The organism is Streptomyces tateyamensis (assembly GCF_003205575.1).
In the GTDB taxonomy this organism is placed as follows: Bacteria; Actinomycetota; Actinomycetes; order Streptomycetales; family Streptomycetaceae; genus Kitasatospora; species Kitasatospora tateyamensis.
In genome coordinates this window covers 1-21113 of record NZ_PYBW01000041.1, presented here as the reverse complement: position 1 = coordinate 21113, position 21113 = coordinate 1, and the positions used below count along the sequence as shown (strand labels likewise).

Below are 21113 nucleotides of genomic sequence, written 5' to 3'. Positions count from 1 at the left end.
CCGCGTCCGCCTCCTCGGCGTACACCGGCTCCAGCCACTCCTCGGCCCGGTGCTGCCCGGGCAGCCCGAGCCTGCGCCGCGGTGCACCCGGCACACCGGGCGCACCCGCCACACCCGGCGCCTGGGGATCAGCGCTCACGTCCGCTCCTCCTTCACACGGGACCCGCCACCGGATTCCGCCCCTGACTCCCCCACCTCGCCTGCTGCCCCCGCCCCGCCTGCTTCCCCCGCCGGCCGGTCGAACTCGTCGGTCACCTCGATCGCCGCCCGCCCCGCCTCGGCCACCCAACGGACCATCAGCTCCCCCAGCGGCTCGGGCTGCTCGAAGTCCAGCGCCTTCTCCCGGTACAGCTCCAGCAACGCCAGGAACCGCGCCACCACCACCAGGGTCCCCTCGGCGTCCGCCACCAGCGCCGCGAACGACGACGCCCCGTGCCGCTCCAGGTACGCCGCCACCAGCGCCGCCTGCTCGCGCACGCTCACCGGCGGCGTGTGGATGTGGTCCACGTAGACCACCGGCTTCGGCCTGGGCGTCATCGCCTTCGCCGCCAGCTGCGCGAACCGCTCCGGTCCGACGTGGATCACCACCTCCGGCAGCAGCTCCGCGTGCTGCGGCTCCAGACCCACCGTGCGCGGCCGGCGCAGCGCCTCCTCGCCCCAGCGCTGCTCGAAGACCGCCGCCACCCTCTTGTACGCGCGGTACTGCAGCAGCCGGGCGAAGAGCAGGTCGCGGGCCTCCAGCAGGGCGAGGTCCTCCTCGTCCTCCACCTCGGCGGCCGGCAGCAACCGGGCTGCCTTGAGGTCCAGTAGGGTCGCCGCGACCACCAGGAACTCGGTGGCCTGGTCCAGGTCCCAGTCGGGGCCCATCGCCCGGATGTGCACCATGAACTCGTCGGTGACCCGGGACAGCGCCACCTCGGTCACGTCCAGCTTGTGCTTGGCGATCAGCCCGAGCAGCAGGTCGAACGGCCCTTCGAAGTTGACCAGCCGCACGGTGAACGCGCCGCGCGACTCGGTGGTCGGCTCGCTCTCGGAGGTGCTGGTACTGGCCATGGCGGTCCATCTTCACACGCCGTCGGCCGCCGGGACCGTCTCCCGCACCGGGGCTGCCTTGCCCCCGGCCGTCCCCCACCCCGGAGCCGTCTCCCACCCCCCGGGCCCCGGCCCCAGGGCCCGGGCCGGGGCCCGGCCCCAGCCGCTGCGGCCGGGGCGGCCTCAGCGGCCGCGCAGCCGCCGCACCAGGATGCTGGCCTCGCCGCGCTGCTCCAGGTCCGCCAGCACCACCGCGATGGCCTCGCGCACCACCCGGCCGCGGTCCACCGCCAGCCCGTGCTCGCCGCGCAGCACCAGCCGCGCGTGCTCCAGGTCCATCAGCTCCTCGGCGGAGACGTACACGGTGATCTTCTCGTCGTGCCGCTCGCGTCCGCTGGGCCGGCGCGGCGCCCGGCCGCGCGGCCGGCGTCCCGGGCCGCCCGACTGCTCCTCGCCGCCGGCGGCAGGCGCCGCGGTACGGGGCGCGGAGGCCGTGGCCGGGTCCGCCGCCCGACCGGCCGGGATCCGGGGCAGCCGCGGCGCAGCAGACCCCGCGGTACCGGCACCGGGCGGCTCGCCCGGCCCCGACGGAGTGTCAGCCGCGGTGCCCTCGGACTGCCGCTCACCGCCGTCCGCCGGCTCGGCGGCCGAGCGGTTGGCCAGGGAGGGCGACAGCGCCATCCCCCCGGTGGTGCGGAACAGTTCGTCGGCGCCCGGCAGGCTCACTCGACGGGGCGGCACCGGTCGAGCACCTCCCTGGCGAGCTGGCGGTAGGCGGCGGCGCCCACCGAGTTGGTGGCGTACGTGGTGATCGGCTCGCCGGCCACCGTGGTCTCGGGGAATCTGACGGTCCGCCCGATGACGGTGTGGAAGACGTGGTCGCCGAACGCCTCGACCACCCGGGCCAGCACCTCGCGGCTGTGCACGGTGCGCGAGTCGTACATGGTGGCCAGGATGCCGTCCAGCCGCAGGTCGGGGTTGAGCCGCTCGCAGACCTTCTCGATCGTCTCGGTCAGCAGCGCCACCCCGCGCAGCGCGAAGAACTCGCACTCCAGCGGCACGATCACGCTGTGAGCCGCCGTCAGGGCGTTGACCGTCAGCAGGCCCAGCGAGGGCTGGCAGTCGATGATGACGTAGTCGTAGTCCGGCAGCAGCGGCCGCAGCGCACGGGCCAGCGCCGACTCCCGGGCCACCTCGCTGACCAGCTGCACCTCGGCGGCCGACAGGTCGATGTTGGAGGGCAGCAGGTCCATGCCGGGCACTGCGGTCTTCAGCAGCACCTCGTCAGCCGTCAGCCCGCGCTCCATGAGCAGGTTGTAGACCGTGACGTCCAGTTCCATCGGGTTGACCCCGAGGCCCACCGAGAGCGCTCCCTGCGGGTCGAAGTCGACCAGCAGCACCCGGCGGCCGTACTCGGCCAGCGCGGCGCCCAGGTTGATGGTGGAGGTGGTCTTGCCGACCCCGCCCTTCTGGTTGCACATCGCGATGATCTGCGCGGGGCCGTGCTCGGCCAGCGGCGCCGGGATCGGGAAGTACGGCAGCGGACGGCCGGTGGGGCCGATCCGCTCGCGGCGCTGCCGGGCGGCGTCGGGGGCCAGGGTGGCCGCGTACTCCGGGTCCGGCTCGTACTCGGCGTCCGGGTCCTCGTAGGAGCCGTAGGCGAACTCGTTGTAGCCCAGGCCCTGCGCGGACAGGTCGGCGTCGTACACGGCCTGTGCGGCCGCCGCCTGGCGAGCCTCGAAGGTCCGCACGGCTACCGTGCCGATCTCGCTCGCCCCGACGGTGGAAAGTACGGCCCCGGTGTCGTCGGTCGGCTGTCCGGAGATGTGCTCCGCCAGACCTGGCTGACCACCCCCGGGAGCAATTGTCGACTCATTCACAAGTCGTCTTACCTCCTTGGGCATCCAGGGCATTATGTCGATTCGTCAGCCTGACACCATGCCGACGGTTTGCGACTCTAGGCCGTTCCGGGCGTTCGCAGCAACACAATCCACGGTAGTGGGCCCGATGTGTCGGCCGTCCTACCGGGTTCTGTCAAGGGGTGACGAGGGGTCGGGTGACCGGACCCGTACCGGATTGACGCACGGCGAGGCCCCCGGTCGACGGCAGTCGAACGGGGGCCTCTGACCACTGGTCAGCGCGTCAGGCGAGGACGCTCTCCAGCGAGACGGCGGGCAGCTCGAAGGCCTCGGCGACCGCGCCGTAGGTGATCTGACCCTCGTGCACGTTCAGGCCCTTGGCGAGCGCGGCGTCGCGGCGCAGCGCTTCCTTCCACCCGCGGTTCGCCAGCTCGACCACGTACGGCAGGGTGGCGTTGGTCAGCGCGTAGGTCGAGGTGTTCGGCACCGCGCCCGGCATGTTGGCCACGCAGTAGAAGACCGAGTTGTGCACCTCGAAGGTCGGGTCGGCGTGCGTGGTCGGGTGCGAGTCCTCGAAGCAGCCGCCCTGGTCGATCGCGATGTCGACCAGCACCGAGCCGGGCTTCATCCGCGAGACCAGCTCGTTGGTGACCAGCTTGGGAGCCTTGGCGCCCGGGATCAGCACGGCGCCGATCACCAGGTCGGCCTCCAGCACGGCCTTCTCCAGCTCGAAGGAGTTGGACATGATGGCCTTGATCTTGGTGCCGAAGATCTTGTCGGCCTCGCGCAGCTTGTTGATGTCGCGGTCCAGCAGGGTCACCTCGTAGCCCATGCCGATCGCGATGGTGGCCGCGTGCCAGCCGGAGACGCCGCCGCCGATCACCACGGCCTTGGCCGGGTGGGTGCCGGGCACGCCGCCCGGCAGCACGCCGCGGCCGCCGGCCGGGCGCATCAGGTGGTACGAGCCGACCTGCGGGGCCAGCCGGCCCGCGACCTCGGACATCGGGGCGAGCAGCGGCAGCGCGCCGTTGGCCAGCTGCACGGTCTCGTAGGCGATCGCGGTGGTGCCGGAGGCGACCAGCGCGTCGGTGCCGGCCCGGTCGGCCGCCAGGTGCAGGTAGGTGAAGAGGGTCTGGCCCTTGCGCAGGCGGTGGTACTCCTGCGCGATCGGCTCCTTGACCTTCAGCAGCAGGTCGGCGGTGGCCCACACCTCGTCGGCGGTGGGGAGGATGGCGGCACCGGCGGCCACGTACTCCTCGTTCGGGATGGACGAGCCGAGGCCGGCGCCGTCCTCGATGTAGACCTCGTGGCCGTTGCGGACCAGCTCATGCACGCCGGCCGGCGTGATGGCCACGCGGTACTCGTGGTTCTTGACCTCGCGGGGGATGCCGACCTTGGTCACGGTTAAACACGTCCCTCTTGCCATGGGAGTCCCAACCGGAGGAAGACCGGCGGGTGCGCATGCAGGCATGCCTCCGGCCGGGCACGGCTCGGCCGGGTCACGCTGCACTGCGCGACTAAGTCCGAGTGTAATGAAGCCCAGCACATCCGTCAGCCTTCCAATCTGACCAAATATGCTGGACGCGTTGGCAGATTCGTAGGCTTGATCCGGAAGGTTCCTGGCAAACAGCCCTACAACCGACAAATCTCCCATACACCCCAGGCGAGACCGCAAGTACGCCTGCGGTAAGCGCCCGCGTCACAGTCCGTTCACCGCACCGGGCCTGCTGCGCGCCCGCCCGAGGCCACCGCACGCCCTGCCGCGGACCTGCGACGGAACGGCCGAGGACCGTGCGGCGAGCCGGCCGAGGACCGGCCGCGGACTGGCCGGGAGCCGGCCGCGGACCGGCGGGGGACCGCCCGCGAGACGGTTCAGCCCAGCCGCTCCAGCGCCTCGCCGACCGCCGCGATCCCGCGCTCGTCGCCCAGCCGGCGCAGCAGCGCCAGCGCCGCCCGGTACTCGCGGCCCGCCGCCTGGTACCGCTGCTGGGCGGCGTGCGCCTCGGCGATCCGGGTCAGCAGGCGGGCCTGGCCGACCGGGTCGTCCAACCCCTGGCGCAGCGCGAGCGCGCGCCCGTAGGCGTCGGCCGCGCGCACCGGGTCGCCCTGCGCCCGCCGGCACTCGCCCACGCCCTCCAGTGCCCGGGCCGCGGCCGCCTCGTCCAGCGGCTCGCGGGTGTGGCCCAGCGCCGCCTGGTACTGCTCGGCCGCCGCCTCGAACTGCCCGGCCGCCACCCGCAGCTCGGCCAGGTTGACCAGCGCGGCCGCCGCTCGGCGCGGCGCGCCCTGCCGCTCGGCCAGCGCGAGCACCGCCCGGTGCAGCCGGTAGGCGCCGGCCGGTGCCGAGGCGGGCGGGCCGGCCACCGGCAGCGTGCGCAGCAGCGCACCGACCAGCCGCCCGGCCGAACCGTCCAGGTCACCGGCCTCGATCGCCTGCTCGGCCGCCAGCAGAAGCCACTCGGCCTCCTCCGCCAGCCACTGGCGGGCCTGCGCGGCGGTGCGCAGCCGCAGCGGTCCGGGCAGCGGCTCGGGGGCGACCGCGGTGCGGTCCAGCAGCGCGCGGGCCGACTCGACCAGCCGGACCAGTCGCTCCAGCAGCCGGGCCCGGGCCAACTGCTGCTCCCCGGGCCGGTCAAGCCGGGTGCGCAGCGCGGTCAGCTCGGCGCTGAACCGCCCGGGCACCCGGTAGCGCGGCGTCCCGTCGGCGCCCGGCTCCGCCTCGTCCAGCAGTTCCGCCTCGGCCAGCGCCCGCAGCGCCGCGGCCGCCTCCGGTGCCGGGCAGCCGGCCAGCGCGGAGCCGGTGCGCAGGTCCACCCGGCCGTCCGGAGCCAGCGTGAGGGTACGCAGCAGCCGGGCCTGGGCCACCGGCAGGCCGCGGTAACGCAGCGTCAGGGCGGCCAGCAGCGGCTCGTCCGACCCGTCGCCGTCCGGCCGCACGCCCGCCTCGCGCAGCGCCCGGGCCGCCTGCGGCACCGCCGCCTTGGGGTGCGCCCGCAGCCACCCGGCCAGCAGCCGCAACGGGGCCGGCCGCCCCGCGCAGGCCTCGGCCGCACCGGCCGCGCCCACCGGGTCGCAGCCGATCCGGGTGCCGCCGACCAGCCCGGTGAGCAGTTCCACGGCGGCCGCCTCGTCCAGCCCGCGCAGGATCACCGGGTCCACCGGGAACCGGGCGGCCAGCGCGGTGAGCGGCCCGGCGGTGACCGCGAGCACCACGCAGCGCGGCTCGGCGGGCAGCAGCGGGATCAGGTGCTCGGCGTCCGGGACGTCGTCCAGCAGCAGCAGGGTGTCCCGCCCGGTGAGCGCCTCGCGCAGTTCGGCGCAGGCCGGGTCCTCGCCGTCCCCGGGGTCGGGCAGCGCCTGGCTGGGCCGCTCCAGCTGGGCCAGCAGCCGGCGGGCCACCGCGCCGGACGGGTGCGCGGTGCCGTCGGGGGCGGCCAGGTGGGCGGCCAGCAGCCGGCGGCCGCCGAGCGCGGTGCGGGCGAACCGGCGGGCCAGCGCGCTGCGCCCCGAGCCCGGGCGCCCGGCCACCACCAGCACCCGGCAGCCGGCTCCGGCCGGGGCCGCCACCTGGGCGCGCAGCGCGGCCAGTTCGGCGGCCCGGCCGGCGAACGGCTCGGGACCGGGCGGCAGACCCGGCAACTGCTGCTGGGCCTGCGGGCGTTCCACCACCGTCGCCGTCTTCCTCGCCACCAGTGCCACTCCCGACCCAGTCGCCCGCCAACCCGTCAGCGAAGCGTAGTTCGGTTCCGCCCCCGCGCCGAGGGGACACCGGTATGACCAGGTGCCCAATCACCCGCCCGGCGTACGTACTACGGGAGGTCGAAGGGGCGGGCCGGCCACGGGGCCTCGGCCGGGCGCAGCTGGTCCAGCCCCTTGCCGGTCAGCGCGGCGTGCAGCGCGAGGGTGCCGGTGACCAGCGTCGGGTTGTGCAGCTCGCCGGCCAGCACCCCCTGGAGCAGCTCCGCCACCGGCACCCGGGCGGTCTCGATCTCCAGCTCCTCACCGTCGGCCGCGAACCGCTCGCCCTGCGCCTCGGCCAGCTCGGTGGCCAGGAAGATCCGCAGCGCCTCGTCGCTGCCGCCGGGCGAGGTGTAGAGGTCGACCAGCACCTGCCAGCGGCCAGCCTTGCAGTACGCCTCCTCGAACAGCTCGCGCTGGGCGGCGTGCAGCGGGTTCTCGCCGGGCACGTCCAGCAGCCCGGCGGGCAGCTCCCAGAGCCGCCGGCGCACCGGGTGGCGGTACTGGCGCACCAGCAGCACCCGCTGGTGCTCGTCCAGCGCCAGCACCGCGACCGAGCCGGGGTGGGTCTGGTAGTCGCGCCGCGCGTACGAGCCGTCCGGCATCAGCACCTCGTCGCTGCACACCCCGGTGACCCGGCCCTGGAACGGACGGGTGCTCTCCCGTACCGTCCACTCCTCGGCGATGTCCTCGATCATGTCGCCACTCCCCTTCTCGTCAGTACGACACAATCTATACGCAGAACGGCGGCCTCCCGGATATCCGGGAGGCCGCCGTCCGACGAACACTCAGCCTGTCCTAGCGGGCGTCAGTCTTGATCTTGATGGCTGCCGCCACCAGCCCGGCGAAGAGCGGGTGCGGGCGGGTCGGCCGCGACTTCAGCTCCGGGTGCGCCTGGGTGGCCACCAGGTAGGGGTGCACCTCGCGCGGGTACTCCACGTACTCCACCAGGTCGCCCTTGGGCGACAGGCCCGAGAAGAGCAGTCCGGTCTTCTCCAGGTCCGCCCGGTAGGCGTTGTTGACCTCGTAGCGGTGGCGGTGGCGCTCCTCCACGTACTGCTCGCCGCCGTACACCTCGCGCACGATCGAGCCCTCGGCCAGCTTGGCCGGGTACAGGCCCAGGCGCATGGTGCCGCCCAGGTCGCCCTTGCCGTCCACGATCGCCAGCTGCTCGGCCATGGTGGAGATCACCGGGTGCGCCGCGGCCGGCTCGAACTCGGTGGAGTTCGCCTCCGGCAGGCCGGCCAGGTTGCGGGCCGCCTCGATCACCACGCACTGCAGGCCCAGGCACAGGCCCAGCAGCGGCACCCTGTTCTCCCGGGCGAAGGTGATCGCGCCGACCTTGCCGGTCACGCCGCGGTCGCCGAAGCCGCCGGGGATGCAGATCGCGTCCACGTCGCCGAGCTGCTCGCGGGCGCCCTCGGGGGTCTCGCAGTCGTCCGAGGTGACCCACTTGATCTCGACCCGGGCGTTGTTGGCGAAACCGCCGGCCCGCAGCGCCTCGGTCACCGACAGGTAGGCGTCCGGCAGGTCGATGTACTTGCCGACCAGGGCGACCTTGACGATGTGCTGCGGCTCGTGTACCCGGCGCAGCAGGTCGTCCCAGCTGGTCCAGTCGACGTCGCGGAACGGCAGGTCCAGGCGGCGTACCACGTAGGCGTCCAGGCCCTCGCCGTGCAGCACCTTGGGGATGTCGTAGATCGACTTGGCGTCGATGGCCGCGACCACGGCCTCCTCGTCCACGTCGCACATCAGCGAGATCTTGCGCTTGATCGCCTGCGGCACCTCGCGGTCGGCGCGCAGCACGATCGCGTCGGGCTGGATGCCGATGTTGCGCAGCGCGGCCACCGAGTGCTGGGTGGGCTTGGTCTTCAGCTCGCCGGACGGGCCGATGTACGGCAGCAGCGAGACGTGCACGAAGAAGACGTTGTCCCGGCCGACCTCGTGGCGCACCTGGCGCACGGCCTCCAGGAACGGCAGCGACTCGATGTCGCCGACGGTGCCGCCGACCTCGGTGATCACCACGTCCACGTCCTCGGTCGCCATCCGGCGGATCCGGGACTTGATCTCGTTGGTGATGTGCGGGATCACCTGGACGGTGTCGCCCAGGTACTCGCCGCGGCGCTCCTTGGCGATCACCGTGGAGTACACCTGGCCGGTGGTCACGTTCGCCGAGCCGTGCAGGTTGGTGTCCAGGAACCGCTCGTAGTGGCCGATGTCCAGGTCGGTCTCGGCGCCGTCGTCGGTGACGAAGACCTCGCCGTGCTGGAACGGGTTCATGGTGCCCGGGTCCACGTTGAGGTACGGGTCGAGCTTCTGCATCGTCACCCGGAGGCCGCGGGCCTTCAGCAGCGCACCGAGGCTGGAGGCGGTGAGCCCCTTGCCGAGCGAGGAGGCGACACCCCCGGTGACGAAGAGGTGCTTGGTCGTCACGGCGCGGCCGTTCGCCGCCTTGCCGGAATGGGGCTGTGCCAAGAGGGGGCTCCCGTGGGTCGCGTGTCGAGGATGACGCCGGTGGAGGCAGACTCGCCGAGCACGACCGGCCGGTGGCCGGGGTCGTTGGTTCAGCGGATCCGGGGCGGTTGATCCCACCAGTCCACGGGGTACCAGGGTATCAGCGAGGCGGACGGCACGCGGTCGCACACCTGGTCACTGGTCCGCCCGGGTGATCGGCCGCCCGCCGACCGGGCGTCCCGGACCAGCCCCGGGTGACCCGGAATGATCACCGCCGGATCCCCCGTTCGACCGACGCGCTGGCCCGCTCGGGCCACTTTCCGCGTGAACGCCCGGGCAGACGGCGGTACCTGATCGTTTCCGGGTGCTGAGCCCCGTTCGTCCGTCGTATCCTGCACGGACGCATCGCCGACAGCAGAGCACGCCGAGGACGAGGGGTCCGGACGACACCTCCAGTCCCCGATGCGCGACCGGACTCCCCCGCACCACCCGTTCTCCACCGCAGTGCCCAGCCAGGAGCCCACCCGAGGCCTCCGCGCGGCCCGACCCCGCCCGCCGCCACCAGCGGTCGCGGGGCGGCCGACCAGGGCGCCGCGCACCCCCCGGCCCGCAGTGTTCACCGCTCTCGCCCTGGTCGGCGACCGCCGAGCACTACCGCGAACTGGAGATTCACGTGGCCGGCCGTATCGAGGACTACGCACTCATCGGGGACATGCAGACCGCAGCCCTGGTCAGCAGAGACGGGGCCGTGGACTGGCTCTGCCTGCCCCGGTTCGACTCCCCGGCCGTCTTCGCCGGCCTGCTGGGCACCGATGAACACGGCTTCTGGCGGATCGGCCCCGCCGAGGCAGCCCCTTCCGCCACCCCCTCGGCGCTGGCGCCCGCGCCGCGCGCCCCGTTCACCGATACGGGTGATATCAAGGTGGTGCCGAGCAGTGCCTCGGCTCCCGCGGTGCCCGCCGACCGGCGCCGCTACCGGGGCGACACCCTGATTCTGGAGCAGGAGTGGGACAGCCCCGGCGGCACCGTGCGGGTGACCGACTTCATGCCGCCGCGGCACCTGAGCGACCAGGAACCGGTGCCGCAGATGATCCGGATCGTGGAGGGCGTCGCCGGCCGGGTGCGGATGCGCTCGGCGCTGCGGATGCGGTTCAGCTACGGCAAGGTCGTCCCCTGGGTGCACCGGGTGGAGCAGGCCGACGGCGGGCACCGGACGGTCGCGGTGGCCGGCCCCGACTCGGTCTGGCTGGACGGCGAGGCCGAGACCTACGGCCGGGACCTGACCACCTACGCCGACTTCACCGTCGAGGCCGGCGAGCGGGTCACCTTCGCGCTCACCTGGCAGCAGTCCCACCTGGCCCCGCCGGAGGTCCCCGACCCGGCGGCCTCGCTCGCGCTGACCGAGGAGTTCTGGCTGGACTGGGTCTCCCAGTGCACCTACCAGGGCCCCTACCGGGACGCCGTGGTCCGCTCGCTGATCACCCTCAAGGCGCTCACCTACGCCCCCACCGGCGGCATCGTGGCCGCGCCCACCACCTCGCTGCCCGAGGACATCGGCGGCGAGCGCAACTGGGACTACCGCTACACCTGGCTGCGCGACGCCGCGATCACCCTCTCCTCGCTGCTGCGCACCGGCTACCGGGAGGAGGCCAGGGCCTGGCGCGAGTGGCTGCTGCGCGCGGTGGCCGGCGACCCGGAGAACCTGCAGATCATGTACTCGATCACCGGCCAGCGCGAGCTCACCGAGACCCACCTGGACTGGCTGCCCGGCTACGAGGGCTCGGCCCCGGTCCGGGTCGGCAACGGCGCGGCCGGCCAGCTCCAGCTGGACGTCTACGGCGAGGTGGTGGAGGCGCTCTACCTGGCCCAGATGACCGGCCTGTCCCGCAGCGACCACGCCCACCTGCTCCAGCTGCGCCTGATCAGCTACCTGGAGGAGCACTGGAAGGCCCCCGACGAGGGGATCTGGGAGGTGCGCGGGCCGCGCCGGCACTTCGTCCACTCCAAGGTGATGGCCTGGGTCGCGGTGGACCGCACCATCAAGCTGATCGAGCAGACCGAGGCCGAGGGCCCGCTGGAGCGCTGGCGGGCGCTGCGCGAGGAGATCCACGCGGACGTCTGCGAGAAGGGCTACGACCCGGACCGCAACACCTTCACCCAGTACTACGGCGGGCACGAGCTGGACGCCTCGCTGCTGCTGATCCCGCAGGTCGGCTTCCTGCCGCCGGACGACAAGCGGGTGATCGGCACCATCGAGGCGATCCAGCGCGAGCTGTCCACCGAGGACGGCTTCGTGCTGCGGTACCCGACCCACGACGACCACGGCAACAACGTCGACGGCCTGTCCGGGCACGAGGGCGCGTTCCTGGCCTGCTCGTTCTGGCTGGCCGACGACCTGGCGATGATCGGGCGGGTGGCCGAGGCGCGCGAGCTGTTCGAGAAGCTGCTGGGGCTGCGCAACGACCTCGGACTGCTGGCCGAGGAGTGGGACCCGCGGCTCAAGCGGCAGGTGGGCAACTTCCCGCAGGCCTTCAGCCACGTGCCGCTGATCGACACCGCGCTGCGGCTGACCGCCTGCGGCGCCGCCTACCTGGCCCCGCAGGCCCAGCCGGCCGGCCGGGTGGTCCGCCAGGCGGTCTGAGCCGGTGCCGGGCCCGCAGCACGGCGGGCCCGGCCACCACCGCCCCGGCGCTAGCGGCGCTGGACCAGCTCGTCGTAGGTGCTCAGCACCTGGGCCACCGTCGCGGCCTCATCCGGCCAGGTCTCGGCCTGCACCGGTCCGGCCTTGGCCAGTGCGGCCCGGCGCGCCGGATCGTCCAGCAGCTCGCGCACCGCGCGCCCCAGCGCCGCCGGATCGCCCGGGGCCACCAGCACCGCCGCGTCGCCCACCAGCTCGGGGATCCCGCCGACCGCGGTGGCCACCAGCGGCACCCCGGCCCGCAGCGCCTCCTGGGCCACCGCCGAGCGGGCCTCCCAGCGGCTGCTGATCACCACCGCGTCGGCCGCCGCCAGCAGCGCCGGCACGTCGGTGCGGTGCCCGAGCAGGCGCACCGGCAGCTGCTCGGCGGTGATCCGCTCGTGCAGCTCCCCGGCCTCGGGGCCGTCCCCGGCCAGCAGCACCAGCGGCTGCGGCCCGGGCCCACGCAGCTCGCGAGCCGCCTCCAGCAGCTGCCCGAAGCCCTTGTGCGGCACCAGCCGGCCGATCGCCAGCACCAGCGGCCGCTGCTGGTCGGCACCGAGCAGCTCGGCCCGCACCTGCTCCCGCTCCTGCGCCGCACCGGCCAGCGGCGGCGCCGCCACCGGGCCGAGCCGGGCGTCGGTGGCCCCCAACTCGCGCGCCCGCGCCACCAGGTCGGAGGAGGCGCCGAGCACCAGGTCGGCGGAGCGCGCCACCCGACGCTCCATCAGCCGCTGCCAGCGCCGCTCCAGCCCGGTGGCCAGCAGCGCGTGATGGAACGTCACCACCAGCGGGGTCTGCGGGCGCAGCCCCGGCAGCCGGCCCGCGGTGCGCAGCGCCAGGTCGGAGAGCAGCCCGGCGCGCAGCCCGTGCGCGTGCACCAGGTCGGCCCCGGTGAAGGCCCGGCGCAGCTCGCCGATCGCGGTGGAGTCGCTGCGCGCGCCGGAGGTGGGGGTGATCTCCACCGGGTGGAACACCGCCCCGGTGCGGGAGAACGCGAACAGCTCGTCCGACTCGGCCGGCCCGCAGAGCGTCACCTTGACGCCGTGTGCGGTCAGCCCCCGGGCCAGCGAGCGCACGTGCGCCCCGATCCCGCCACTGCCCGCTGAGAGCACCAGCACCACGTGCAGCTGGCCCGTCTCCGGGGCCGCCGCGCCGCCACGGGCGGGGGAAAGGTCCACGTCGTCTCGCTCCGACTCGCTACTGGGTACCCGCATTGGGAAAACGATAGGTGCTGGTCAGCCCTCCCGGGGAGAGCGGGCCGCGGCCAGCAGCTCCTCGGCATGCGCACGGCCCAGCTCCGAGTCCTCCAAACCGGCGAGCATCCGGGAGAGTTCACGCACCCGCTCCTCGTCCGTCAACGTCTTGACACCACTGCGGGTGACGGTGCCGTCGTTGGTCTTCTCCACCACCAGGTGCCGGTCGGCGAACGCGGCCACCTGCGGCAGGTGGGTGACGACCACGACCTGGGCGCTGCGGGCCAGCTTGGCCAGCCGGCGGCCGATCTCCACCGCCGCCTTGCCGCCGACGCCCGCGTCGACCTCGTCGAACAGGTAGGTGGGCACCGGGTCGGCGCCGGCGAAGACCACCTCGACGGCCAGCATCACCCGGGAGAGCTCACCGCCGGAGGCGCCCTTGGCGATCGGGCGCGGCGCGGCGCCCGGGTGCGGGGCCAGCAGCACCTCGACCTCGTCCACCCCGTGCGGGCCGTAGGAGACGGTGCGTCCGTCCAGTTCCAGGCCGTCCGGGTCGTCCAGCCGGGTCAGCTCGAAGGTCACCCGGGCGTGCGGCATGGCCAGTTCGGTCAGCTCGGCGGAGACCGCGGCGGCGAACCGGCCGGCCGCCGCCTGCCGGGCCGCGGACACCTCCTCGGCCAGCACCGCCAGCTCGGAGCGCAGGACGGCCTGCTCCTGGGCCAGTTCGCCGATCCGGTCGTCGTCGCCGTCCAGTTCGGCCAGCCGCAGCGCTCCCTGCGCGGCCCAGGCCACCACCTCGGCGGTGCCCCCCGCCGCCGAGCCGTACTTGCGCACCAGCTGGGCCAGCACCGCGCGGCGCTCCTCGACCGCGGCCAGCCGGGCCGGGTCGGCGTCCAGGTCGTCGGCGTACAGCGCCAGGTCGCCGGCCACGTCGGCGAGCAGGTAGCCCACCTCGGCCAGCCGGTCGGCCAGGGTGGCCAGTCGCTCGTCGTGCCCGCGCACCGCGTCCAGCGCGCGGCGGGCCTGGCCGAGCAGGGTGCCCGCGTCGATCGAGTCGGGGTCGGCCGGGTCGCCGGCCAGCGCCGCATGCGCCAGCACCGCGGCCGAGGAGAGCGCGTCGGCGTGGCCCAGGCGCTCGGCCTCGGCGGCGAGCTCGATCTCCTCGCCGGCCACCGGCTCGGCGGCCGCGACCTCCTCCAGGCCGAACCGGAGCAGGTCGGCCTCCTGGGCCCGCTCGCGGGCCCGGGTGGTCAGCTCGGCCAGGGTGGCCGACACCTCGCGCAGCCTGCGGTACACGGCGCGGTAGCGCTCCAGCGGCTCGGCGAGCGCCCGGCCCGCGTACCGGTCGAGCGCGCCGCGCTGGCGGGCCGGGCGCAGCAGGCGCTGCTGGTCGCTCTGGCCGTGCACCGCGATCAGGTCCTCGCCGAGCTCGGTCAGCAGGCCGACCGGGACCGAGCGGCCGCCGACGTGCGCGCGCGAGCGGCCCTCGGCGGAGACGGTGCGGCTGATCAGCAGGGCGCCCTCGTCCAGTTCGGCGCCGGCCTCCACCGCCCGGCCGGCCGCCGGGGAGTCGGCGGGCAGCTGGAGCCGGCCCTCGACCACGGCCCGATCGGCGCCGGCCCGCACCAGCCCCGGGTCGGCCCGGCCGCCCAGCAGCAGGCCCAGGCTGGTCACCACCATGGTCTTGCCGGCGCCGGTCTCTCCGGTCACGACGGTGAAACCGGGGGCCAGTTCCACCACCGCGTCGTCGATGACGCCCAGATCCCGTATCCGCATCTCGTCCAACACGGACACGACCTTACGAGACCCCGCCACCCCCGCGCGACGAGCCGGGGCGCTGAGGGGCGAAGTTCATTCCTTCCGGGCGAACCCGGCGGCGGGCACGGTGCAGTACCGCAGGAAGAACTGGGCCAGCGGCCCGATGGCCAGTGCGTAGGCGACCGTTCCCACTCCCGCACTGCCGCCCAGCGCGATGCCCGCCAGCAGCACGGTCACCTCCAGGCCGGTGCGCAGCAGGCGCAGCGAGCGGCCGGTGCGCCGGTGCAGACCCGTCATCAGTCCGTCACGCGGTCCGGGGCCCAGCCGGGCGCCGATGTACAGGCCGGTGGCCAGTCCGTTGAGCACGATCCCGCCGGCCAGCAGCGCGATCCGCACCGCGAGCGCGTGCTGGGCCGGCAACAGGGCCAGGGTGCGGTCCATCGCCACCCCGAGCAGCAGCACGTTGCCGACCGTGCCCACCCCCGGGCGCTGGCGCAGCGGCAGCCAGAGCAGCAGCACGCAGGCGCCGGTCAGCAGGACCACCGTGCCGATGCTCAGCCCGAGCCGCCCGGCCACGCCCTGGTGGAACACGTCCCACGGGTCCAGGCCCAGCGCGGCCCGGTACATCAGGCCCATGCTGACCCCGTACAGCACCAGGCCGACCAGCAGTTGGGGCACCCGGCGGCCCAACGAGCCGGTGTCGGTGGGCAGGGCGAGGACGGCCATGACGGCTCCCGGGATCGAACGAGGGGGGTACTGCGGATCAGTCCGCTCTGCCATCATGAGAAGTCCACCAAGGACACCGACAGGGCCAATTCGTCTCAGGTGGACTGATTTGAGGGAGCGCGACCGTGGCCGAGTGGCAGAGCACCATCTCCCCCGCCGCCCTGGGACGGCTGCTGGGCACCGCCCGGCTGCCCGAGCCGGCCGGCGGCCACCGGCCCGCGTACCTGCTGCTGGCCCGTCAGCTCCAGCTGCTGCTCGGCGAGGGCCGCCTCGCGGTCGGCACCCGGCTGCCCGCCGAACGCGAGCTGGCCGGCGCCCTGGCGCTCAGCCGCACCACCATCGCCACCGCCTACCAGACCCTGCGGACCGAGGGCTACCTGCACAGCCGGCGCGGTGCCGGCAGCTGGACGGCGCTGCCCGAGGGCAGCCACCCGCCCGGCAACGCGCTGTTCCCGCTGCCGCCCGACGAGCGCGAGCGGCTGATCGACCTCGGTGTGGCCTCGCCCCCGGGCCCGCAGGCCCTGCTGGCCCGGGCCGCGGCCCGGGCGGTGGAGCTGCTGCCCGCCTACGCCGGCGGCCACGGCCACTACCCGACCGGCCTGCCCGTGCTGCGGGAGGTGGTGGCCCAGCGGTACACCGAGCGCGGCCTGCCCACCACACCCGACCAGCTGCTGATCACCTCTGGCGCGCTGAGCGCACTGGGCCTGGTGCGCAGCACGCTGCTGCGCACCGGCGACCGGGTCGCGGTGGAGACCCCCAGCTACGCGCACGTCCTGCAGGGGCTGCGCGCGGAAGGCGCCCGGCTGGTGGCGGTGCCGCAGCAGCGCGAGTCGCCCGAGCAGCTGCCGCGCTGGGACCTGGCCCAGTGGCAGCGGGTGCTGCACGGCGCCGCACCGCGCCTGGCCTACGTGGTCCCCGACTTCCACAACCCGACCGGCGCGCTGATCGGCGAGGACCAGCGCCGCACCCTGCTGGGCGCGGCGAGGGCGGCCGGGACCCTGCTACTGGTCGACGAGACCATGGCCGAACTGAACTGGCACACCCCCGACGACCGGATGCCCCGCCCGACGGCCGCCCTGGACCGGGCCGCCCAGGTGATCACCGTCGGCTCGGCCGGCAAGCTGGCCTGGGGCGGCCTGCGGGTGGGCTGGGTGCGCGCCGCCCCCGCGCTGATCCGCCAGCTGGCCGACGAGCGGGTGCACCACGACCTCGCCACCTCGGTGCTGGACCAGCTGGTCTGCGCGACCATGCTGGGCGAGCTGCTGCCCGAGCTGCGCGCACTGCGGCTGGGCCAGCTGCGCGCCAGTGCCGCAGCCCTGCTGCCCGCGCTGCGCGCCCAGCTGCCGCACTGGCGGTTCGCCGAACCGGCCGGCGGCCTGACCCTGTGGCTGGACACCGCGGGGTTGTCCGGCGCCGCGCTGGCCCGGGCCGGCGAGCGCACCGGAGTACGGATCGCGGCCGGCTCCCGGTTCGGGGTGGACGGCGCCTTCGAGGCCTTCGTCCGGGTACCGCTCACCGTGCCGCCGGCCGCGGCCGCGCTCACCGCCGAGCGGCTGGCCGCCACCGCCGAGCTGGCCGCCCGGGACGCCGCCCAGACCTGGGGCGCCGACCAGCCCACCCTGGCGGTGTGAGCCGAACCACCGTCAGCAGGCCGAGCGGCCGCGCCAACCGGTCACCGGCAGCGCGAACTTCGCCACCAGCCGGTCGCTGAACGGCGCCTCGTGCAGCCGGGCCAGCCGGACCGGGACCTGCCCGCGGCGCACCTCGACCCGGGCCCCGGCCGGCAGCTCGTAGGAGCGCCGCCCGTCGCACCACAGCACCCCGTGCGGGGTCTTCGGCATGACCTCCACCGCCAGCACCGAGTGCGGCGAGGTGACGAGCGGGCGGGCGAACAGCGCGTGCGCGCTGATCGGGACCATCAGCAGCGCCTCCACCTCCGGCCAGACCACCGGGCCGCCGCCGGAGAAGGCGTAGGCGGTGGAGCCGGTGGGGGTGGAGAGCACCACGCCGTCGCAGCCGAAGTTGGACACCGGGCGGCCGTCCACCTCGGTGACCACCTCCAGCATCCGCTCCCGGGCCTGCTTCTCCACCGAGGCCTCGTTCAGCGCCCAGTCCCGGTGCACCACGTCGCCGTTGGTGCGCACCAGCACGTCGAGGGTCATCCGCTCCTCGACCTCGTAGGTGCGGTCCACCACCCGCTCGACCACCACCGCGAGGTCGTCGCGCTCGGCCTCGGCCAGGAAGCCGACCCGGCCCAGGTTGATGCCGAGCATCGGCAGCCCGGAGTCGCGGGCCAGCTCGGCGCCGCGCAGCAGCGTCCCGTCACCCCCCGCGACCAGGATCAGCTCGCAGCCGTCGGCGGCGCGTTGCACGCCCTGGACCGTCTCGACGCCGTCGGGCAGGTCGAGGTCGACCGCCTCGGAAGCCAGCAGTCTGATCCTGATCCCAGCCTTGAGCAGCCCCAGGACCAACTGCTCGACGCTGCGCAGCGCCGCCTCCCGACCGGTGTGCGCGATCAGGAAGACCGTCCGTTCCTCGCTCAAAGCCCTCTCCCTCACGTCTACCTGGTCGCCCGTCGACGCCGTCGTGGCACCCTACCGGGGCCCCTCCGCCACGGCCCGGTCCGCAGCAGCGGGATCCAACTGCGGGGCGTCCCGCCGCAGCCACAGGAAGTACTCGACATTACCCGAAGGGCCGGGCAGCGGGCTGGCCGTCACGGCCCGCACACCCAGACCCAACTCCCAGGCCTGCCCCGCCACCTGACGGACCATCTCGGCGCGAAGCTGCGGGCTGCGGACCACCCCGCCACTGCCCAGGCGCTCCTTGCCGATCTCGAACTGCGGCTTGACCATCAGCACCAGGTCGGCGTCCGGCGCCGCGCAGCCGGCCAGCGCGGGCAGCACCAGGCCCAGCGAGATGAAGGAGAGGTCGCCGACCACCAGGTCCACCGGCACGCCGCCGATCAGCTCCAAGGTCAGCTCGCGCACGTTGGTGCGGTCCATCACCGTCACCCGCTCGTCGCTCTGCAGCGACCAGGCCAGCTGGCCGTAGCCCACGTCCACCGCGAGCACCCCGGCGGCGCCGGCCCGCAGCAGCACGTCGGTGAAGCCGCCGGTGGAGGCGCCTGCGTCCAGCGCCCGGCGGCCCTCGACCACCAGGCCCTGCGGCACGAAGGCGGCGAACGCGCCGGCCAGCTTGTGGCCGCCGCGCGAGACGTAGTCGGGATCGTTCTCGTCCTTGGCCACCACCACGGCGGCCGCCGTCTCCACCTGGGTGGCCGACTTGGTCGCCACGGCCCCGCCGACGCTGACCCGGCCTGCCGCGATCAGCTCACCGGCGTGCTCCCGCGAGCGGGCCAGGTTGCGTCGGACCAGTTCTGCGTCGAGTCGGCGTCGTGCCGTTGCCACGGGTGGTTCAGCTCCTAGAGGCTGGATTCTTCGTCCAGCGAGGCGAGGACGGTACTGAGGGTCTGCTGGACATTTTCGTACACCGGCGGGTGCTCGATGGTCGGCACCCCGTCCAACCGGGCGAGCCGGGTGAGGGCGGCGTCCACCTCGGGGTGCCCGGTGGGCTCGACGGTGACGCCGAGCGGCTCCGGGTCGGGGGCCCACAGGGCGGCGACGGAGACCGGCTCGGGGACGGGGTCCGACTCCTCGAACCCGGCCTCGGCCTCGGCGTCGGCCTCGGGCTCGCGCTCGGCGGTGGGCTCAGTCATCGGTGCCGCCGTCGGCGGCGGGCTTGGCGGGGGCCCTCCTGGTGGCCGACTTCTTGGCGGGGGCCTTCTTGGCAGCCGTCTTCTTGGCCGGGCTCGCCTTCTTGGCCGGGCTGGCCTTCTTGGCGGCGGCCGTGCTCTTCTTCGCCGCCGCCGTGGTCTTCTTCGCGGCAGCCGTGGTCTTCTTCGCGGCAGCCGTGGTCTTCTTCGCGGCGGGTGCCTGCGCCGCGCCGGCGGCAGCCGCCTTCTTGTCGGCACTCGCCTTCTTGGCCGGGGCCTTCGCCGTCTTCTTGGCCGGGGCGGTCGTCGCCGCCGCCTTCGTGGCGGCGGCCTTCCTGGCCGGCGCCTTCTTCACCGCCGCCCGCTCGGCCGTCGCCCGCTCCACCGGCTCCGCCGGCGCGGGCTCCGCCGCCACCACCGTGGTCACGGGCCCCACCTCCGGCTCCGGCTCCGACTCGTGCTCCGGCGACCAGTCCTCGGCGAACAGCCCGTCCGCCCGCCCGCCCGGCGCGGCCGCGCCACGGGCCGGCGAGGCGGCCCGCGGTGCCGGCTCCTCCTCGCCCACACCTTCGAAGTCGCGCAGCTTGCCTTCCAGGTAGGCCAGCACCACACCGACCTTCACCACCTGGTCGCCGAGCCGGCCGATGCGCTCGAACGCCTTCTCGCCCTCCGCCCGGGCCAGTCCGACCGCCAGGTCCACCCCGGTCCGACCGACCGTCACCGCCTCCTGGGCCAAGGTCTGCGCCGCACGCTCGGCAGCGTCGACGTCCACCCCCACCCGGCCGAGCAGTCCGCTGGCCGTCTCCACCGCGAGCCTGCCGGTCTGTTCGGCCAGCCCGGCGGCCAACTCCACGTACTCCCGAAGCCTGTGCTGCATCGCGCCTCCTCCACCGTGCACTCGCCTGCCCCGTCCCGACGCTACCCTGTCCGCCGCACGCTGCGCGGCAGCTGTCGGCGTCCGGAGCAACGGGTACCGTGACCGCAACACCGCACACCGCCGATCCACCCGCGAGGACGAGACGATGGCCAACCCCGAGGAGTGCCGCGCCGCGCTGGAACAGCTCAGCCGCAACCTGGCCAAGGCCGAGGGCAACGTGCGCAGCGCCGCCGCCATGGACCGCTCGTTCAGCTGCCGGCTCACCGACCTCGACCTGACCTTCACCGGAGTGCTGCGCGAGGGCCGGATCCAGCAGGTCGCCCAGCACCCGGGCCCGCCCACCGCCAAGGCCGACATCCGCCTCACCATGACCAGCGACGACCTGGTCGCCCTGGTCGGCGGCGGGCTCAACTTCGCCGCTGCCTGGGCCACCGGCCGGGTCAAACTGGAGGCCGGCCTGCGCGACCTGCTCCGGCTGCGCACCCTGCTCTGACGGCCCGTCGGCCCTCGCACCACTCCCGGTCAGCCGCCGCAGCGGCGGGGATCAGCGGCGCTGCGCCCGGTCCAGGCCGACGCCGCCCCAGACAGGCCGGACCCGCCTCAGAACCCCAGCTCGGCCAGCGCCTTGCGCCCGTCGGCCGGCTCGCCGGTGCGGTCCAGCTCGGCCCAGGCCGCCGCGCACAGCGCGCGCAGCCCGTCCCAGCGGTCCTCGCCGGCGCCGGCCAGCCGCAGCTCGCCGTCCACCGTCTGGGCCCGCCGACCGCGGCAGTCGAACCCGCCGCCGGGCAGAGAATCGACCGCCGGGTGCGGCTCCAGCAGCCCGCGCAGGTCGGCGGCCAGGTAGGTCGGCCGGTGCTGGGGCGGCGCGGCCAGCAGCTGGGCGGGGGTGCTCACCCCGGTGAAGACCAGCAGGCTGTCCACCCCGCCGTTGAACGCGCCCTCGATGTCGGTGTCCAGCCGGTCACCGACCACCAGCGGCCGCTTCGCCCCGGTGCGCAGCACCGTCTCCCGGTGCATCGGCGGCAGCGGCTTGCCCGCCACCTCCGGCTCCGCGCCGGTGGCCGCGCGCACGGCGGCCACCCGG

General features: G+C 74.5%; 18 protein-coding genes. 3 read left to right on the top strand and 15 right to left on the bottom strand.

From position 1 onward, the window contains the following. Nucleotides 1-135: 135 nt before the first annotated feature. The 7 genes from C7C46_RS13430 to C7C46_RS13400 form a co-directional block, all read right to left on the bottom strand. Complete coding sequence (locus C7C46_RS13430) at nucleotides 136-1053, bottom strand: segregation and condensation protein A (protein WP_110669189.1); 918 nt, start codon at nucleotides 1051-1053, stop codon at nucleotides 136-138. 162 nt (nucleotides 1054-1215) lie between these two features. Beyond that, nucleotides 1216-1713: a hypothetical protein gene (locus C7C46_RS13425; RefSeq protein WP_181442342.1), complete on the bottom strand. Its 498-nt coding sequence runs from the start codon at nucleotides 1711-1713 to the stop codon at nucleotides 1216-1218. A 41-nt stretch (nucleotides 1714-1754) separates the two neighbouring features. After that, the gene (locus C7C46_RS13420; protein WP_425470063.1) at nucleotides 1755-2741 is read right to left on the bottom strand and encodes a ParA family protein; all 987 of its coding nucleotides are present in this window, start codon (nucleotides 2739-2741) and stop codon (nucleotides 1755-1757) included. 433 nt (nucleotides 2742-3174) lie between these two features. Continuing rightward, nucleotides 3175-4293 carry an alanine dehydrogenase gene (gene ald / locus C7C46_RS13415; RefSeq protein ID WP_425470061.1) on the bottom strand — a complete coding sequence of 373 codons (1119 nt, stop codon included), beginning with the start codon at nucleotides 4291-4293 and terminating at the stop codon, nucleotides 3175-3177. A gap of 470 nt (nucleotides 4294-4763) precedes the next feature. Further along, complete coding sequence (locus tag C7C46_RS13410; RefSeq protein WP_181442337.1) at nucleotides 4764-6581, bottom strand: AAA family ATPase; 1818 nt, start codon at nucleotides 6579-6581, stop codon at nucleotides 4764-4766. Nucleotides 6582-6700: 119 nt separating this feature from the next. Continuing rightward, nucleotides 6701-7327 (bottom strand): NUDIX domain-containing protein, encoded by a 627-nt coding sequence (locus tag C7C46_RS13405; protein ID WP_110669176.1) that lies wholly within the window; start codon nucleotides 7325-7327, stop codon nucleotides 6701-6703. 100 nt (nucleotides 7328-7427) lie between these two features. Next, nucleotides 7428-9104 (bottom strand): CTP synthase, encoded by a 1677-nt coding sequence (locus C7C46_RS13400; protein ID WP_425470060.1) that lies wholly within the window; start codon nucleotides 9102-9104, stop codon nucleotides 7428-7430. A 652-nt stretch (nucleotides 9105-9756) separates the two neighbouring features. Here C7C46_RS13400 and C7C46_RS13395 point away from each other — a divergent pair. After that, nucleotides 9757-11724 (top strand): glycoside hydrolase family 15 protein, encoded by a 1968-nt coding sequence (locus C7C46_RS13395; RefSeq protein WP_110669174.1) that lies wholly within the window; start codon nucleotides 9757-9759, stop codon nucleotides 11722-11724. 50 nt (nucleotides 11725-11774) lie between these two features. Here the strand turns inward: C7C46_RS13395 and C7C46_RS13390 are convergent, their stop codons facing one another. From C7C46_RS13390 to yczE, 3 genes are all read right to left on the bottom strand, one after another. Beyond that, nucleotides 11775-12977, bottom strand: a complete 1203-nt coding sequence (locus tag C7C46_RS13390) for a glycosyltransferase family 4 protein (protein ID WP_110669172.1) — start codon at nucleotides 12975-12977, stop codon at nucleotides 11775-11777. A gap of 21 nt (nucleotides 12978-12998) precedes the next feature. After that, nucleotides 12999-14732, bottom strand: a complete 1734-nt coding sequence (gene recN, locus C7C46_RS13385) for a DNA repair protein RecN (RefSeq protein WP_110669268.1) — start codon at nucleotides 14730-14732, stop codon at nucleotides 12999-13001. A 75-nt stretch (nucleotides 14733-14807) separates the two neighbouring features. Beyond that, nucleotides 14808-15440 (bottom strand): membrane protein YczE, encoded by a 633-nt coding sequence (gene yczE / locus C7C46_RS13380; RefSeq protein ID WP_110669170.1) that lies wholly within the window; start codon nucleotides 15438-15440, stop codon nucleotides 14808-14810. 125 nt (nucleotides 15441-15565) lie between these two features. Here yczE and yczR point away from each other — a divergent pair, with 125 nt between their 5' ends. Beyond that, nucleotides 15566-17071 (top strand): MocR-like transcription factor YczR, encoded by a 1506-nt coding sequence (gene yczR / locus C7C46_RS13375; RefSeq protein WP_110669167.1) that lies wholly within the window; start codon nucleotides 15566-15568, stop codon nucleotides 17069-17071. Between the two features lie 12 nt (nucleotides 17072-17083). On the opposite strand, the gene C7C46_RS13370 is transcribed toward yczR, so the two are convergent. The 4 genes from C7C46_RS13370 to C7C46_RS13355 are packed head-to-tail and all read right to left on the bottom strand — an operon-like array spanning nucleotide 17084 to nucleotide 20029. Continuing rightward, on the bottom strand, nucleotides 17084-17983 hold the full coding sequence (locus C7C46_RS13370) for an NAD kinase (RefSeq protein WP_181442336.1): 900 nt from the start codon (nucleotides 17981-17983) through the stop codon (nucleotides 17084-17086). A 51-nt stretch (nucleotides 17984-18034) separates the two neighbouring features. Beyond that, complete coding sequence (locus C7C46_RS13365) at nucleotides 18035-18847, bottom strand: TlyA family RNA methyltransferase (RefSeq protein ID WP_110669162.1); 813 nt, start codon at nucleotides 18845-18847, stop codon at nucleotides 18035-18037. Nucleotides 18848-18861: 14 nt separating this feature from the next. Next, nucleotides 18862-19155: a hypothetical protein gene (locus C7C46_RS13360; protein ID WP_110669159.1), complete on the bottom strand. Its 294-nt coding sequence runs from the start codon at nucleotides 19153-19155 to the stop codon at nucleotides 18862-18864. Beyond that, complete coding sequence (locus C7C46_RS13355) at nucleotides 19148-20029, bottom strand: hypothetical protein (RefSeq protein WP_110669157.1); 882 nt, start codon at nucleotides 20027-20029, stop codon at nucleotides 19148-19150. Before C7C46_RS13355 ends, C7C46_RS13360 begins: the two co-directional genes overlap by 8 nt. A 145-nt stretch (nucleotides 20030-20174) precedes the next feature. On the opposite strand from C7C46_RS13355, the gene C7C46_RS13350 reads away from it, so the two are divergent. Then, nucleotides 20175-20522, top strand: a complete 348-nt coding sequence (locus tag C7C46_RS13350) for an SCP2 sterol-binding domain-containing protein (protein ID WP_110669155.1) — start codon at nucleotides 20175-20177, stop codon at nucleotides 20520-20522. Between the two features lie 107 nt (nucleotides 20523-20629). Here C7C46_RS13350 and C7C46_RS13345 read toward each other — a convergent pair. Next, nucleotides 20630-21113 (bottom strand): HAD hydrolase-like protein (locus tag C7C46_RS13345; protein ID WP_181442335.1); only part of this gene is annotated, 484 nt, incomplete at its 5' end.

Excerpts from the sequence above, each read along its gene's own strand:
- C7C46_RS13430 (WP_110669189.1), bottom strand. The coding sequence starts at position 1,053 with ATGGCCAGTACCAGCACCTCCGAGAGCGAGCCGACCACCGAGTCGCGC.
- C7C46_RS13425 (WP_181442342.1), bottom strand. The coding sequence starts at position 1,713 with ATGGCGCTGTCGCCCTCCCTGGCCAACCGCTCGGCCGCCGAGCCGGCG.
- C7C46_RS13405 (WP_110669176.1), bottom strand. The coding sequence starts at position 7,327 with ATGATCGAGGACATCGCCGAGGAGTGGACGGTACGGGAGAGCACCCGT.
- C7C46_RS13390 (WP_110669172.1), bottom strand. The coding sequence starts at position 12,977 with ATGCGGGTACCCAGTAGCGAGTCGGAGCGAGACGACGTGGACCTTTCC.
- recN (WP_110669268.1), bottom strand. The coding sequence starts at position 14,732 with ATGCGGATACGGGATCTGGGCGTCATCGACGACGCGGTGGTGGAACTG.
- yczE (WP_110669170.1), bottom strand. The coding sequence starts at position 15,440 with ATGGCCGTCCTCGCCCTGCCCACCGACACCGGCTCGTTGGGCCGCCGG.
- C7C46_RS13360 (WP_110669159.1), bottom strand. The coding sequence starts at position 19,155 with ATGACTGAGCCCACCGCCGAGCGCGAGCCCGAGGCCGACGCCGAGGCC.
- C7C46_RS13355 (WP_110669157.1), bottom strand. The coding sequence starts at position 20,029 with ATGCAGCACAGGCTTCGGGAGTACGTGGAGTTGGCCGCCGGGCTGGCC.
- C7C46_RS13350 (WP_110669155.1), top strand. The coding sequence starts at position 20,175 with ATGGCCAACCCCGAGGAGTGCCGCGCCGCGCTGGAACAGCTCAGCCGC.